Annotated in this window: 7 protein-coding genes; 4 read left to right on the top strand and 3 right to left on the bottom strand. The window is 62.9% G+C overall.

All coding sequences use genetic code 11. The features are described from left to right. Positions 1-144 precede the first annotated feature (144 nt). Together ABC729_RS21005 and rhaM are read right to left on the bottom strand one after the other, a co-directional pair. Entirely contained in the window at positions 145-3966 is a 3822-nt protein-coding gene (locus ABC729_RS21005; RefSeq protein WP_495609563.1) for a beta-galactosidase, read from the bottom strand. 17 nt (positions 3967-3983) lie between these two features. Further along, positions 3984-4298: an L-rhamnose mutarotase gene (rhaM, locus tag ABC729_RS21000; protein WP_495609562.1), complete on the bottom strand. Its 315-nt coding sequence runs from the start codon at positions 4296-4298 to the stop codon at positions 3984-3986. 704 nt (positions 4299-5002) lie between these two features. Between rhaM and ABC729_RS20995 the strand changes: the two genes are divergently transcribed. After that, the gene (locus ABC729_RS20995; RefSeq protein ID WP_495609561.1) at positions 5003-7939 is read left to right on the top strand and encodes a TonB-dependent receptor; all 2937 of its coding nucleotides are present in this window, start codon (positions 5003-5005) and stop codon (positions 7937-7939) included. Positions 7940-8088: 149 nt separating this feature from the next. On the opposite strand, the gene ABC729_RS20990 is transcribed toward ABC729_RS20995, so the two are convergent. Beyond that, on the bottom strand, positions 8089-9981 hold the full coding sequence (locus tag ABC729_RS20990) for a rhamnogalacturonan lyase (RefSeq protein ID WP_495609560.1): 1893 nt from the start codon (positions 9979-9981) through the stop codon (positions 8089-8091). 119 nt (positions 9982-10100) lie between these two features. Here ABC729_RS20990 and ABC729_RS20985 point away from each other — a divergent pair, with 119 nt between their 5' ends. The 3 genes from ABC729_RS20985 (at position 10101) to ABC729_RS20975 (ending at position 16274) form a co-directional block, all read left to right on the top strand. Further along, a complete protein-coding gene (locus tag ABC729_RS20985; protein WP_495609559.1) occupies positions 10101-12779 on the top strand; it encodes an exo-rhamnogalacturonan lyase family protein in 2679 nt (892 codons plus the stop codon). Between the two features lie 239 nt (positions 12780-13018). Further along, positions 13019-14239 carry a hypothetical protein gene (locus ABC729_RS20980; RefSeq protein ID WP_495609558.1) on the top strand — a complete coding sequence of 407 codons (1221 nt, stop codon included), beginning with the start codon at positions 13019-13021 and terminating at the stop codon, positions 14237-14239. A 67-nt stretch (positions 14240-14306) separates the two neighbouring features. Next, positions 14307-16274 (top strand): methyl-accepting chemotaxis protein, encoded by a 1968-nt coding sequence (locus ABC729_RS20975; RefSeq protein ID WP_495609557.1) that lies wholly within the window; start codon positions 14307-14309, stop codon positions 16272-16274. Positions 16275-16577 lie beyond the last annotated feature (303 nt).

Genomic DNA, 16577 nt, shown 5'->3' with positions numbered 1-16577 from the left:
CATCCCGGCGAAAGCCGGGACCCAGGGGCCAAGCGTGCTACGATAGGGTTTGGGTCGCGGGACGCGGGTTGAACCGTCGGGCTTGTGGCCCCTGGATCCCGGCTTTCGCCGGGATGACGGGGATAGAAAGGATGGGGTGTCTTTTCACTTCACCACCTCCTTGTACCCCGGCGCAGGCACCGTCCCCACCTTCAGGGGTGAACGGGCATTGCGCAGGCTGATCAGCTTCACAGCCTCCAGCGTATCGCCGGGCTTGCCATCGGATGTGACGGCCAGGGCCAGCGTGTTCTTGCCATTGGGGTTCAGGATGCCGGCGGGCAGTACGAAGGTGCGCTGCGGCCCGACATCAGCAATGAATTGCCCCATGTTCCAGCCATTCAGGAAGATCAGGACACGATAGGAACCGACCGAACGCGGGACCGTGGCATCGCTGAACGACAGGCCGACGGCACTGTCCTGACCCTTGGGCAGGTCAAGCGTGAATTCCGTCCGGTACCAGACTGTGCCCGGCTGTGCGGCATTTGCCGGCACTGACGCTGTCGTCCAGCCCTTGTCATCGAAGCCGGGCAGGTGCCAGCCCAGTCGTTCGCCGTACTGGCCGCCATTGTTGAACACGCCACGCACCGGGTCGGCAATATCCTCGCCCCCCAGATTGCCCTGAATCTTCCAGGCGATGGGCACCGCGAAGCTTTTGCCCGTCGGCGTGGAGAGAGAGGCGGAGATCAGGCCGCGCGCTTCCTTGTGCAGATCGTCAACATCCAGGTCCCAATGATGGGAATTGTTGCGGACCATGACGGACAGCACACGCTCGCCCGGTACCTGCAAATCTTCAGGGATGGTGAAGGTCGCCAGCCCCTGGCCCAGCGGGCGCGGCAGGCCGGTGGGCAGCACATGCTGGCCGATATAGCGTCCGTCCAGCCAAACCTGAACCATGCCGGCACCCCCGGCCCCGTAATGCAGTTCCAGCTTCGAGGCACCGGCCTGGGCGGTGTATCGACCCCGATACCAGACATCGCCGTGATGGAAGTTGTAATCATCCATGTTCAGCAGGGGCTGACCACCCGGTGGCTTCACAAAGCTGGCGGTGCGGCCCGGCTTGGCCACGGCCCATGCGCTGTCGTCAAAATCCTTGGCGGCTTCCGGTGATCCGGCCTGGAAGCGCCAGTCGGCCTTGGTCAGGTCCGGCAGGTTGACCGCCACGGGACCGGACAGGTCCTTGCGGGCCATCAGGCTGCCGCCCACGCCCTTTTCCATCGAAACAGACGCACCGTTCCAGCGCACGGAGGTAACGCCGGGCGGTGCCCAGACTTCCAGCGGGCTGTCACTTTCGGTATCGCCCGTCAGGTCCAGGACCTTGCCCTTAATCTCTGCGGTGCGGACCAGGGTGGGGCCGCGTTGCAGCAGAACGCCATCCTTGGTTTCCTGCCGCCAGAAGGTTTCGGCGGTCGGAAGGTCGGCCAGCAGCAAGGTAAGGTCGGGTCGTCCCCCACCGCTGATCCGCACGCGGGCCAAGCCCTGATGGCTGTAATTCAGGCGCAGGTCACCCTTGGCCGCGTCAAAGACGCTCTCAACCTTGCCGTCCAGCACGGTGACATTGGGGGCGCTGCTGTACCGCAGCACCATCTCCCCATCCTCCCCCTGCCGTCCATAGAACAGGGCAAGGTCGCCCGCACCTTGGCGCAAATGGGTGAACAGTTCCGACGTAGAATAGACCAGCCGCTGACGTTCCAGATTATAGCCGGCCAGCCACAGCTTGGCGTCATGCCCCTTCAGGCGCAGCGTGCCCGCCTGTGGGATGCTGTATTCACCATCGGGCAGTGCCAACTTGAAGCTGAAAACATCATCCGTCTGCGCATTGTTGGGCGCATGCGTGGCGACCAGCAGACGCGTGCCCGTCTCCGGGTTCACATTATGATAAAGCCGGATGGCCGGGTTGGACGGGACCAGACCGGTGGCCCGGTCCATCTGCGTCAGGTCCTTCACCGTTTGCAGGAAATGGCCCATCAGCTTGATACCGCGCGCCTTTTCCCGCAGGCCCCGCGCCTCGTCGATGGCAGAGCCGTAATCATAGGACGTATAGACCACGGGGGCCGGCATCCAGCCCCAGCTGGTGCCGCCATAGGTCATGTAGAAGCTCTGGATGGTCAGGCCGTTGGCGATGTTGGTGCCGTAGAACACCCGCTGATACCCGCTGCCCAGTCGCTGCGCGTTACAGTCATAGGCGCCGTTGCTGCCCCAGTAATCGAACCAGCCGCCGCCAAATTCCGCCGCAAAGCCCGGCGTGTTGGGTGATGCACTGGCCCCGCCAAAGGCACCGCCGGGACCGTACAGGCCCCAATCGGGAGCCAGATTAGGCTTGCCCACGGTCGCATCCACATCGCACGACCCGCCGGGATAACCGTCGAAGGCATACAGGTCATTCGGCCCTTCCACCGTACCCGGTACATTGCTGCCCTTGGGCACCCAATTGCCGTTGCGGCCCTTGTCATTATGGAAGATGGGAACCGTGATCCCGTCGGCCCGCGCCTTGTCATACAGATGCTGCATGTAGCGCTGTTGCGTCGGCTGCGTCACGTCCAGTTCGTTTTCGATCTGATAGGCGATGACCGTGCCGCCGCCATCGGTGATCTGGTGCTTCTTCAAGATGCCGTTGATGGCCGTCAGCCATTCATCGGCAGCGGCCAGATATTCGGGATGGTCGGTGCGGGCCTTGGCCTGCTGCTTGACCAGCCAGCTGGGGAAGCCACCGCGCGTGACCTCGGCATTCATATAGGGGCCGGGCCGGACGATGACGTAAAGCCCCGCCTCTTTCGCCATGGTCAGCACGCGATCCATGTCGCGCACCCCCGTGAAGTCGTAAACGCCCGGCTTGGGAGAGTGATAGCCCCAGCCGAAATAGATGGCGACGGTGTTGTAGCCCGACGCCTTCATCTTCTGGAACACGTCGCGCCACAGGTCTGGGCTGGGCAGGCGGAACGGGTGCATTTCCCCGCCCCAGCTGAAAATCCGCTCACCGCCAACCTTCAGGGAGTAACGATCCCAGGTGACGGGCGTAGCCAGCGGGGCCGCAACCGGCTTCTTGGCCGGTGGCTCATCCTTCAGCACGGTAAAGTGCCGGACCTTGCCCGACAAGCCGCCCGGTAGTTCCACCTTCGCCGCCCATTGGCCTGTGAAACCAGGACCGATGCTGTCGCTGTACCAGTAGCGCTTGTCGACATACTGATCGAAATAGATGCGCCAACCGCCATCCGGTCGCTTTACAACCGCCGGCCCCTCCACCAGCGTGCCCCACCCCGCCCAGTCGCCGGTGCGGATGAGCACCCACGGCCCGTCCAGCTTCGATGCCGTCGCCAATTCGATGAACTTAGTCGTCTCGTTCTTGATAAAGGCGTAGTAGCGGCCCGCATCGCGAATGATCTTCGCGTCAATATGGTTGGGGCCAAGCCCGTGCAGCACTGACGGTTCCGTCCAACTGGACAGGCTGTCATTTTTGGCGGTCAGGCGATAGGTCTTGAACTGTCCGTTGGGACCGTTGGTCGACACGGCCAGAATGATATGAACCGACCCATCCTCGTCCACGAACCATTCCGGTGCCCAGGAATTGGTCGTGCCGGGAATGGAAATCTTGTGATTACCCAGGAAGGTCCATTCCTTCAGGTCCTTCGACCGGGCAAATCCGATCAGGTCATTGTTCCAGTCGGTCGTGTAGGTGACATAATACCAGCCATCCTTGTGGCGGATGATGCTGGGGTCGCGCAGCAGGCCCTGCGGCGGCTTGAAGGCTTCGGCCCTTTCCAGCGTGAAATTGACCGCATCGGTGGAGCGGTAGACCGACATCGATTTGGCATCGCCATTGATGAAGGATGTCAGGATATAGGATGGGGCATCCGCCGCCATTGCCACCGGTGACAAGAGCGGGGCCAGCATCAGCGCCAGACGGCGCGCATTGCGGGAAATCTGCGTCATGGGTCGGGGTGCCTTGATCACGGGAAATGGAACATGCTGGGCAACGGCACCTGCACGGGGCTGTTGTCCGGGTTCACATCCATGATGTCGGCCATATAATCCCACCAGCGGCGCATGACGGGCAGTTTGGGCAGGTCATCGGCCTTGTTATCGGGCGTCAGCCGCAGGACCGCGAACAGGGAAAGGCTCTCCTCATCCAGGAAAATGGAGTAGTCATAGATACCGGCGTCGCGCAGCGCGTCGGCCAAGTCCGGCCACAGCGCGTCATGACGGCGCTTATACTCGGCCACATGTCCGGGCTTCAGTTTCATGCGGAACGCAATGGGCGTCATTGATCCACTCCCTTGCCAATGGTCCGGCCCCTTATGCGGGGCTCTCGTCAAATGTCATACAATTTAGTCATACAATGTGGATCAACATCACACAATATGAGATTTATCCCTCAGGGCGATTTTTGACGCCCTCGGAGATGCCGCCTGTCCGACCCTGACGCATACAAATCATCAGCGGCAGATAATCCCATATTATGGTTATGTGTTTCGTCATGTGAAAATTTCTCTTGCTCCCCGAGCTATCCTGTATCATGGTCGGGGAAGAGCGGTGAACATCCCGGACCCGGCACCCGGACAGCCACACTCAACCCATTCCGCCTTTCACTGCCCATGGGCACGCATGACGTAACCGTGGAGCGCGAAAGCGGCGCAGAACCGGTCGGCGCCCCCGTCGCCCGGTATCCAGATCCTGTCCGATCTGACAGGCCTGGATACGCAGGTGATATTCACCTTGCTTCCCTCCTATTGCCTCCCGGCCGGGCGCGTCCCGGTCGGGATTTTTTCTCAATATCTGAAACAGTTTGACAAAAATTTGGGAGCGCGTTTCACAATCCGCTTTCATATGTCATGGAATGATATTATATTATTTATGGGACAACGTTCCATATATTGGAATTGCGCCAGACACAACGGTGCGAGACGTAACGAAAACACCCTGGCCGCCCCATCAACCGGCGGCCTGCCTTGTGGGGAGGATTTGAGAGATGATGTACGCGAAGGGCCGCACGGCGCGGTCGGGGAAACTGTTTGCCCGTGCTGGCTTCGGCCTGCTGATGACAGCGGTTTCCATGCCCGCCCTGGCACAGACTGCGCCGGCGGAAAAGGTTGAACTGGAAGAGATCATTGTTGTCGGCACCCGCGCCTCCTTGCAGTCGGCCATCGACCGCAAGAAGAAGGCGAACACCGTTGTCGACAGCCTGGTGGCCGAAGATGTGGCCCAGTTCCCCGACAAGAATGTGGGCGAGGCCCTGCAGCGCATCACCGGTGTGCAGCTGTCCCGCGCCTTTGGCGAGGGGGAGTCGGTCTCCATCCGCGGCGTCGAACCTGACCTGAACCGCGTTGAAATCAACGGCGTCTCCGTCCTGGGCGGCGCTGGCACCGGTTCACGCGGTGCCGATCTGCGCGACATGGCGTCGGAACTGATCAAATCGATCGACGTGTTCAAGGGCTTCACCGCCGACATGACCGAAGGCGGCGTCGGTGGCACCGTGTCGGTGCAGACGCGCCGTCCGCTGGAACTGAAAAAGACCCTGTTCTCCGTCTCTGCCGCCGGCCAGTATCTGGACCTGCAGAAGAAGGTCACCCCGCGCGGTAACCTGACCTTCGGTGACAAGTATCTGGATGACCGTTTCGGCGTGCTGGTCAACGTCACCTATGATGATGTCGATACGCGTGGCGATTTCCTGCGCAACACCGAATGGGTGGCGCTGGCCGACTACGACAATTCACCCAACAAGACCCGCAATGTGGCGGGTTTTGAGAGTGTGGCGACCAAGGCCGCCTGCGCCAGCCAGAGCACGGCCGCCAACCGCACCAGTTGTGAATCGCAATGGTACGACCTGTCGCCGCGCATTCCGCGCTACGGCATGTGGTATCGCAACGACAAGCGCGTCTCGGCCATGACGACGCTGCAATATCAGGTCACGGACGAGTTGGATGTCTATGCCGACATCAACTGGAACAAGCGCGATCAGTTCCTGACCGACTATAATTACTCCATCGACCTTACTGCCGCTTCGCGCATCAACCCGGTCGGCGTGACGGTGGATTCCAACCATAATGTCATCGGCCTGATGACCGCTGCGACGGCCCCGAACAGCACCACGGGTGCGGGCAATATCTTCGGCTCGCAGATGCGCGGCTTCGATTACAAGCTGGAATCCAAATACTATACGGGTGGCTTCAATTGGGTTGGTGACCGTCTGACGGCGTCGGGCTTCTATTCCACGTCCGAAAGCACGATGTACAGCGATACCAATTCCATCGCGATCAGCGCCACTGTGCCCAATATCGGCGTCACCCTGACAGAAAGCGGCATCCCCACCTTCACCTTCCCCACCGGTTTCGACCCGTCCAATCCAGAGACCTATCGCAATGGCGGTGCGGCGGTGCAGTACCGGCCGGAAGAGGTGGAGACCGCGGAGGATGCGGCCAAGCTGGACCTGGATTACAGCCTCGACCGCTGGTCGCTGACCACGCTTGAAGTGGGCGGCCAGTGGCGCAAGACCGGTTCGCTGCGCTATGCCGGTGGGGGCTACACAGCCACCGACGGCACCGTCGTGCCGTCGGCCAACGTCACCTCCAACGTGGCGTTGGGTGCCGCCAACAATGGTTTGATCTGGACCCCGCAGAAGCTGGTGGATTTTGTCCGCGCCACGGCCCATCAGACGCCGCAGAATTTCTACAAGGGCTATAAGGGCAATATCGGCAATGTGCCGAACGGCTGGATGGCTTCACAGGTCCGCCAGATCGGCGATTGGTTCGATATCTCTGGCTTTAATCATGACTTGATCCGCCGCGCCAATGGCCGTGACCAGATCCCCGCCCATGATATCGATGAGGAAGTGTCCGCCGGCTATGCCAAGGCGAATTTCGAATTCGATGTCGGCGATATGCCCGTGTCGGGCAATTTCGGCGTCCGCTATGTCGAAACGGAGATCACCGCGACGGGCGCCCTGACCCGCCGCGAAAACCGCCAGACGGGCACCACCAGCACCGGTTCGCCCATCACCTCCATCGTGACGGTCGGCCTGACGCCGGTGTCCATCAACGAGAAATATTCCGACACGCTGCCAGCCTTCAACATGAGCTTCGGCCTGATCCCGAACGAGGTGATTGCCCGTATCGGCTGGGCCAAGGTGATGGCGCGGCCCAAGCCCACCGATCTGGTGCCGGCCGCCAACTGCCTCTATGACCTGACCGAGGCCGGCAAGGCCGACAATCTGCTGGACAGTTGCACGTCGGGCAACCCCGACCTCGATCCCTACCGCGCCGATCAGTATGATCTGAATGTCGGCTGGTACATCAATGCCGACACGCTGCTGAACGCCTCCTATTTCTATAAGGATGTGAAAAGCTTCATTCTGGCCCGCACCCTGGTCCGCAATATCGACCTGTTCAATGACGGCACGCTGTTCGACGTGACCATGCCGATCAATGGCGGCGGGGCCAAGATCGACGGTCTGGAACTGTCGGCGCAAACGGCCTTCACCTTCCTGCCCTCACCCTTCGACGGGTTCGGGGCCAGCGTGAACTACACCTATTCCCGCGCCAAGGATGTGGGCCTGTTCAATTCGCTGACGGGTGAGGAACTGCCCTTCCCCGGCCTGTCGAAGCACAGCTACAACCTGATCGCCTATTACGACAAGGACGGCATCAATGTCCGCGTCGCCTATAATGGCCGTACCAAGTGGCTGCAGGCCGCCGCCGAACGGTCGGGCAATCCCGTGTTCCGCGACGGTACCGGCTATCTGGATGCCAAGGCCACCTATCGTCTGGGCGATACCGGTGTCTCCTTCTTCATCGAAGGCAAGAACCTGACGGGCGAGGCAGAGCGCACGACATCGGGCGAGGATATCCGCCTGGGCGAACTGGCCTATTCCGGCAAGCGCTACTACACGGGCGTGAGCTACAAGTACTGATCGCCTTCTGATCAGAAAAGCCCCGCCACCGGCATGGTGGCGGGGCTTTTTGTTTCTGGCGGGGGGAACCGGGGCAATCCCGCCCATAAAAAATCCCGGTGATCGGCATCGATCACCGGGATTCCGTCACGAACATTGCCGAAACTTGATCACGGCATTTTCATGCCGGTGCCCAGGAAGTAACTGGTATGCGGCGGCTGGTTATAGGCCACGTTCTGCCACGCCACACCCAGCCGATAGACCGGGTCCTGCATCAGGGTCACCAGACGATAGTCGGTGGGAAACGGCGTGGTGTAGATACGCAGGGAGCGGTTATCCCTGGCCCGCCAGATCACCTCTTCCCGCCAGTCACCGATAATATCGGCGGACAGGGCCGGGGTCGCCTTGGTGCCATTGTTGGACGACACATCCGGCGGGGATAGAAGCCGCACCGTCTCCCCCTTCTGCCAGTCCCATTTCAGGACCTGTTCCTTGTCCAGCAGTTCGCGCGACAGGTCGCCATCCCACCACAGGCCGAAATTCACCTGTTTGGGGTGATTGGCGGCGATGACCGTCCCTTGCGCACTATAAAGATAGGGCGAATTGCTGGCCCAGGCCTCCGCCCCCGGTGAACGCGGGTCGATATCCATGGCGACACCCCGACCCGTATCCTTGTCGGTGGGCGTGGACCACAGGACCTTGCCCGTGGCGGCATCCAGCATAGCGGCGCCGATGCCGCCATTGCGCGACGGCACCTCATGCACGCCGAACTTCTCCAGGCCGGGGCGCAGCGGGTCCAGGTCGCTGACATGCATCGTGTCGCCATGCAGCAGGCCCGACGACCACAGGCCCTTGCCGTCATCATCCAGGGCCATGGAGCCATAGATGATCTCATCCCTGCCGTCGCCATCGACATCGGCGACCGACAACTGATGGTTGCCCTGGCCGCCATAGGCCTCGTTGCCGGGCTTGGCGCTGTCAAACTGCCAGCGCGGGGCCAGCTTGCCTCCGCGCCAGTCCCAGGCCGCCAAGGTGGTGCGGGTGTAATAGCCACGCGCCATCACGATGCTGGGCAGTTTTCCATCGAGATAGGCAACGCTGGCCAGAAACCGGTCGGACCGGTTGGCATAACCATCGCCCCAGACGGCCTGCAACTGGTCCGGCGTGGGGTCATTGGTGTCGGGATGGCGGGCGGGCCAATAGGGGACGCTGGCCAGCGCCTTGCCGGTAATCCCTTCAAAGACCGTCAGATATTCTGGCCCCTTCATGATGCGGCCCTGTACACGCGCCACCTTGCGCCCGTCCGGCGTCGTGGTGGCGCCGGTACGGTCGGCCTGCGGCACCTCCCCATCATGCGACCGCCAATCGGCATTGGCATCGCCCAGCACGGCACCGGTGCCGTCCACCGTCCCGTCGCTGGTCCGTACCGCCAGTTCCGCCTTGCCGTCGCCGTCGAAATCCATCACCAGGAACTGGGTATAATGGGCACCAGCCCGAATGTTACGGCCAAGGTCGATGCGCCACAGCCGCGTGCCATCCAGCCTGTAGGCATCCAGGATCACGGGGCCGGTATAGCCGCCAAAGGCATTATCCTTGGAATTGCTGGGGTCCCATTTCAGGACAATCTCATACTGCCCATCGCCATCCAGATCGCCGACGCTGGCGTCATTGGCGTTGTAGCTATAGGCCTCCCCCGCCGGGGTGACGCCATCGGCGGGCGGCTGCAACGGGATGGACAGGTAGCCGTCGCGCCAGACCGGGGCCGTAGCGCCCGTCGCCTCTCCCACACGCCGCAACGCGTACCGGCCTGACCCGTCGGCACCCTTGTCCAGGAAGCTGGTGGCCTGCGTCAGCGGTTTGGCGTTCAGCTTCCTGCCATCGCGGTATAGATCGAAACCAATATCGGCAGGGTCGCTGTCCAGCAGACGCCAGCCCACCAGCACGCCGCCTTCGGCGGCCACGGCGACCAGACCGCGGTCCAGCTTTTCCATCTGCCGTGCCGCCGCCGGCATCGCAGCGACACCGCACAGCAAGGCCGCCATCAGCCATTTCCGGGTTGCCATGTTTCCTCCGTCGTCTGGTTTTGACCTTACCTTACCCGCATTCATATGATATTTGAATTCCAATATTAAGGACGATGTATCACATTGTGGTAAATATCAAGATCGGGAAGGAAACGGCGATGCGCATGTCTGGCTTCAACCGGCGGCAATTCGTGCAGGCAACGGCGCTGACGGCCCTTGCCAGCGGGGGGGCCGGCATAGCAGCACAGGCAAAACCATCGGCGCCCGACACCCCCGTCGGCTGGATCGACGGTGCCGCCCCCGCCCGCCATCTGGGCCAGACCTGGGGCTTACCCTGGCCGCAGGGACTGTATAAGCCGGCGCAGCGCTTCCGCCTGACCGACGGGTCGGGGGCGGCGGTGCCGGTGCAGTCCTGGCCCCTTGCCATCTGGCCCGACGGATCGCTGAAATGGTCGGCGCACAGCATCGGGGCGGGGGCCGGTCCCAATGGTCTGACCCTGTCCGCCGGCAAGGCCGCCGAACCGGCGCAGCCTGTGAGGGTCAGCGAAGGACCCGACGCCATCATGGTCAGCACCGGCCCCCGGCAATGGCGCATTCCCCTGCGCGGCAACCGCTTGATCGACCTTGCCACCGTCGATGGCCGCACGGTTCTGCGCGACCTGCGCCTGATCTGCCTGTCGCAGGATCAGCCCGACCTGACAGAGGCGGAAACCGTCAGCCAGCGCCGCTCCATCGGCACCGTGACCGGTGTGACGGTGGAACAGCGCGGGCCAGTGCGGGCGGTGGTGAAGCTGGACGGGACCCACCGCGACGGGGAGCGTTCGTGGCTGCCCTTCACCATCCGGCTTTACTTCCATGCTGGTGCTGAATCCGTCCGTATCCTGCATTCCTTCATCTTCGACGGTGATGAGAATAAGGATTTCATCCGGGGCCTGGGCGTCACTGCATCGGTCCCCATGTCCGACGCCCCGCACGACCGGCATGTGCGCTTCACCGGCGAAGACGATGGCTTGTGGGCGGAGGCTGTCCGCCCGCTGACCGGCCTGCGCCGCGACCCTGGCAAGGACTATCGTCAGGCGCAGATCGATGGCCGCGCCATCCCGGCTTTGTCCGGCATGGCCGAAACGGTGTCGAAGCGTCTGGACCTGATCCCGACCTGGGGTGATTTCACCCTGTCACAGGCCAATGCCGATGGTTTCGCCATCCGTAAACGCACCAAGCCCGGCCATGGCTGGATCGATGCGCAGGCGGGCCGCCGGGCGGGAGGGCTGGCCTATATCGGCGGGGCGGCGGGTGGTGCGGCCCTGGCCATGGCCGATTTCTGGAAGCGGCATCCGGCCCGCCTGGATGTGCGCAACGCGGCCACCGACATGGCGGAACTGACGGCTTGGCTCTGGTCACCCGACGCGCCCGCCATGGATCTGCGCTTCTATCATGATGGGCTGGGTATCAAGACCCACCCCCAGGAACGCGAAGCCCTGGAAATCACCTATGAGGATTATGAGGAGGGCTGGGGCCGACCCTATGGCATTGCCCGCACCACCGAACTGCATCTCTGGTCCCTGCCCGCCACGCCGGCCCGTGACTGGTTCACGGAAGTGGCAGGTATCCTGGCCGCCCCGCCACGCCTGATGGTGCCGCCGGCCCGGTTGCGCGCTGTCCCCATCTTTGGCGACTGGGATCTGGTCCGCCGCAGCAATCCCGCCCGCACCCGGATTGAGAATCAGGCCGATTTCCTGCTGAACCTTTACCGCGATCAGGTGGAGCAGCGGCGCTGGTACGGGTTCTGGAACTATGGCGATGTCATGCATTCCTATGACAGCGACCGTCATGAATGGCGCTATGACATTGGCGGCTATGCATGGGCCAATTCCGAACTCTCCCCCGATCTCTGGCTCTGGTACAGCTTCCTGCGCACGGGCCGCGCGGACGTGTTCCGGCTGGCAGAGGCCATGACCCGGCATACGGGGGAGGTCGATGTCTGCCATATCGGCCCCTACAAAGGCTTTGGCACCCGCCATGGGGTGCAGCATTGGGCCGACAGTTCCAAACAGCCGCGCGTGTCCAACGCTGCCTATCGTCGCATCTATTACTACCTGACCGCCGATGAACGGGTGGGCGATCTGATGCGCGATCTGGTGGACAGCGACCGCACGCTCGCCAATGTCGACATCAGCCGCAAACTGCCCGACCCCGCCCCTCCCGGAGTGATAGAGGCTGGGTTCGGCACCACCTGGTCCTCGCTGCTGGCCGCGTGGCTGACGGAGTGGGAGCGGACGGGGGACAAACGCTGGCGTGAGCGTATCCTGAACGGCATGCGCAGTGTCGCCGCGCTGAAATATCGCTGGATGGCGGGCGGCGCGCCCTATGACCCGAACACAGGCAAGTTCTCCGGTCCCGGCGACAGGATCGGCGTCTCCCACCTGTCTGCCGTGTTCGGCGCCGTGGAGGTGCATGCGGAGTTGCTGGCCCTGCTGGACGTGCCGGAATATCGCGCTGCATGGTTGGAATATTGCACCTTCTACAATGCCCCGGCGGCGGAGTTCCGGGCCAGATTTGGTCAGGACGCGAAGGGGCGCGGCCTGCGTCTGGCCCATTCCCGCCTCACCGCCTATGCGGCCCACCATCTGAAAGACCCGAAACTGGCCGCCCGCGCCTGGGCAGAGTTCACCGACAAGGGGGAACAGATTGCCGGCACCCGCACCCACATCGCCGGCAATGCCGTCCTGAACCCGGTGGATGAGGTGGCGGGCATGTCCACCAACGGCGTGTCCCAATGGGGGCTTGCCGCCTATCAGAACCTCGCCCTGATCGGAGATGCGTTGCCGGCGGAGTGATCAGAACTTAACCGCCCAAAAATCATGCGGCACTGCACCATAATTGGGCGCAACTTTATGCCAGTTTATGGAAAACAGCGCTTCGCAGCTGCGGCACAAAACTTGCGTTAACCATTCGGCGGGGACCAATGGCGGTTCCCCTTCATAGGGCCGGCCCGCCGGTCCCGCCGGACAATGGCGTCTGAACATCTGGGTCACTCCCGGATCGTTTAGGCGCCTTTTTTATTTTGGAGCCTCAGATGACGCTGCAGAAAAATGCGCGCGCCCTGTCCCTGATCCTGGCCCTTCCCCTACTGGCGCAACCCGCTCTGGCTGGCGACGCCGCCAGCCTGTTGAAGGATGGCAAGTTCATCCTGGATTTCCGCTACCGCCTGGAAGATGTCGATCAGGCAGGCTTGGCGCAGAATGCCCATGCCCAGACCGCCCGCGCCCGTACCGGCTTTCAGACGGGCAAGATCAACGGCTTCTCCCTGCTGGCAGAGGCGGAGACCATCGCCCATGTCAGCAGCGCCTTCAATGATGGCCTGAACGGCAAGACCCGCCGCCCCCTGGTTGCCGACCCGGAAGGCATGGAGTTGAACCGCCTGCAAGTAGATTATACCGGCATCGCCAAGACGGCCATCACGCTGGGCCGGCAGCGTCTGAACCTGGACAATCAGCGTTTCATCGGCGCCGTCGGCTTTCGTCAGAATGAACAGACGCTGGATGCCCTGAAGATCAGCACCCAGGCGATCGACAAGCTGGACCTGACCTATGCCTATGTGGCGCAGGTCAACCGCGTCTTCGGCCATAAAAGCCCGCAGGGTGAGTTTGAGGGCGACAGCCACCTGTTCAATGCCGGCCTGACCCTATCGCCCGCCGCGAAGATCACCGGCTATGCCTATCTTCTGGACCTGGAGGAACAGCCGCTCCTCTCCACCGCCACCTATGGCGGCCGGATCGCGGGCAAATATACGCTGGACAAGGTCACCCTGACCTACGCCGCCGACTACGCCCATCAAACCGATTATCAGACCAATCCCCGCAACCTGTCGCTGGACTATATCGGGCTGGAACTGACCGCCACCTATGACGGCCTGTCCGTCGGCGGCGGCTATGAAAGCCTGGAGGGTGACGGCGTGCGCGGCTTTGCGACACCGCTGGCCACCCTGCACAAGTTCCAGGGCTATGCCGATGTCTTCCTGACCACACCGGCAAATGGCATCAACGATGCCTATGGCCGTATCGGTTACGAAACGAAGCTGGCGACAGGCCCCATCACAGGCTTCTCCGCCGCCCTCTGGTATCATGATTTCGAAGCCGAAAGGATCGACCGTTCCTATGGCAGCGAGATTGATGTCGAGGCGGCGGTGAAGCTGGGGCCCAAGGTCACCGTCAGCGCCAAATATGCCGATTATGACGGCGACGGGGCCTTCCCCGACCGCCGAAAATTCTGGCTGGCCTTTGAATATTCCTACTGAGCCTGCCTGACGGGGGCGGCCCTGGCCGCCCCCTTATCTGCTGCTGACCGTTTGGAAGGATCACGTCATGACGATCCAGAGATTTGCCCGCGTGAAGGCCCTGCGGTTCCTGCTGTCGGCGCGGGCGCGACGCCTGGACCGGTTGAAGCGTCTGGCCCGGCTCTGTGCCCTGGTCACGGGGATCAGCGGGCTGGTGCATGCGTTGCAGCGGGAACGGGGCACCACGTCGCTGCATCTGGGGGCCGATGGCGGCATGCTGCCCGACCTGTCGGCGCGCCGGGCGGAAAGCGATCTGGCATTGGACCGGGTGCAGGCGGAACTGAGTGCCATTGATCTGCTGGGCTGGGAAGGATCACTGACCAGTTGTATCGCCTTCGCCCGCCGCGCCCTGGCCGATCTGCCCGATCTGCGGGCACGGGTAGGGGCCGGCAGCATCGATCTGCGCTCCGCCACCTTGGCCTATTCGGCATTGATTGAGGCCTTGATGGCTGTCGTCACCGCCGTGGCCGGACTCAGCGCCGACAATGCCCTGTCGCGCGCATTGACGGCCCTGCTGAATTTCATGCGCGCCAAGGAATTTTCCGGGCAGGAACGGGCGGTGGGGGCTGCCGCCCTGACCGCCGGTCAGTTCGACGCCACCCGCTTCCGCCGTATGGCGCAGTTGGAGGCGGCTCAAACCCAGGCCCTGGACCTGTTCGCCACCCATGCTGACGACGCCCAGCGCACTTTTCTGTCTGCAACACTGCAAGGCCCGGATTGTGAGCAGGTGTTGCAATTGCGGGCACAGTTGCGGGAAACGGGACCCAACCGCCCCCTGGCCGGCACAACCGCCCAGGCATGGTTCGCCGCCGCCACGGGCCGCATCAACCGCCTGAAACAGGTTGAAGACCGGTTGATCACCGATCTGGAGGCCCTGTGCGCCGACCGGATCGCTGGCGCGCAGCATGAACTGGCGGCACCCCTGGCGGGCGCGCCCTGGCATCTGCGCCTGTTCGCCTGGGGCCTGCGTCGCCGCCTGCACCGGGACGGCGACTGGTCGGAACGGGTGGCCGACGCCATGGTCACACTGGAAACCGACCGCCTGCCATCCTGGCTGTCACAGGCCCTGGCGCAGGTTACGGACGGTATCGACCCCGACCTGTCACCCGCCGCCCAGCAGCAGCGCGAACGCCAATGGGCCGAGGCCAGCCGGGAAGCGCTGGAGGCCGTGATCGACCGGTTCAGCCAGCAGCATGAACAGGCCCTCGACATCATGGCCGCCCATGCCGGAGGCATCCAGGGCGATGCCCGCTCAATGGCCGATCTGGCCGGTCGCAACGCCCGCCATTCCCTAACCATGGCCAGCGCCAGTTCGCAGACGCGCGGCGGGGTGGAGGCGGTGGTCCAGGCCGCCGGTTCCCTGTCACTGTCCATCCGTGACATCAATGATCAGGCAGCTCAGGCCCTGACCGTCTCTGCCGATGCCGTGGCAGAGGCGCGGCAGACCCACCGCGCCGTGGAGGGGTTGACCGACGCTGCGCGCAGCATCGGCCGCATTGTCGAGATCATCGGCGAGATCTCCGGCCAAACCAACCTGCTGGCCCTTAACGCCACCATTGAAGCGGCCCGCGCGGGCGAGGCGGGCAAGGGCTTTGCCGTGGTGGCGGGCGAGGTGAAAAGCCTTGCCAGCCAGACAGGCCGCGCGACCGACGAGATCGGCCAGCGGATTGAAGAAATGCAGGCCGCCACCGGTGCCGCCGTCACCGCCATCGGCGCGACAGCGGCCAAGATCGAGGCCATCGCCGCCCTGGTCGCCGGGATCGAAGCAGCCCTGATGCGGCAGCGTCAGGATACAGAGCGGATTGAGGAAAATATGCGCAGCGTTGCCGAGAGCGCTACCGACATCGACAGCGTCGTGGAGGATGTGGCGCAAGGGGCCGACCATATCGGCCGCATGACAGGCAACGCCCTGTCCGCCACGGGCGAACTGTCGCGCCTCGTGGAAAGCCTGCGCGACGGGCTGGAGGGCTTCGTCACCCGCGTCCGCGCAGCATAAGGCGGATACCTCCGCCCAAAAAATCACCATCCCCCGCATCTGCACAAATCCGCGCCACCAATGTCTGCACCTTGAACGTTTTCTTTGCACAGACCAACTGCCGCCATCACCCGACAGTCCAAATCCATCAGCCACAGGCTTGATAAACAACAATTAACCAATTGCCTTTCGTGCCACTGGCACTTGGCATGCTTCTCGCAAATACCTCTTCGCACTCGCGGCATGAAGGTGACGATGCCTTTTCTCCGGGCTGGGACAGCCTGGGGCCGCGGTGCCGAAATTGCGGTTCCAACGCAGGGATCG

It is taken from the genome of Niveispirillum sp. CC-CTL257 (genome assembly GCF_059489915.1).
Note: the sequence above shows the minus strand (reverse complement) of the source record. Positions and strands in the feature narration are given on the sequence as shown.

Bases quoted from the DNA above. Each gene is read 5' to 3' on its own strand.
- ABC729_RS21005 (WP_495609563.1), bottom strand. From the start codon at position 3,966: ATGACGCAGATTTCCCGCAATGCGCGCCGTCTGGCGCTGATGCTGGCC.
- rhaM (WP_495609562.1), bottom strand. From the start codon at position 4,298: ATGACGCCCATTGCGTTCCGCATGAAACTGAAGCCCGGACATGTGGCC.
- ABC729_RS20995 (WP_495609561.1), top strand. From the start codon at position 5,003: ATGATGTACGCGAAGGGCCGCACGGCGCGGTCGGGGAAACTGTTTGCC.
- ABC729_RS20990 (WP_495609560.1), bottom strand. From the start codon at position 9,981: ATGGCAACCCGGAAATGGCTGATGGCGGCCTTGCTGTGCGGTGTCGCT.
- ABC729_RS20985 (WP_495609559.1), top strand. From the start codon at position 10,101: ATGCGCATGTCTGGCTTCAACCGGCGGCAATTCGTGCAGGCAACGGCG.
- ABC729_RS20980 (WP_495609558.1), top strand. From the start codon at position 13,019: ATGACGCTGCAGAAAAATGCGCGCGCCCTGTCCCTGATCCTGGCCCTT.
- ABC729_RS20975 (WP_495609557.1), top strand. From the start codon at position 14,307: ATGACGATCCAGAGATTTGCCCGCGTGAAGGCCCTGCGGTTCCTGCTG.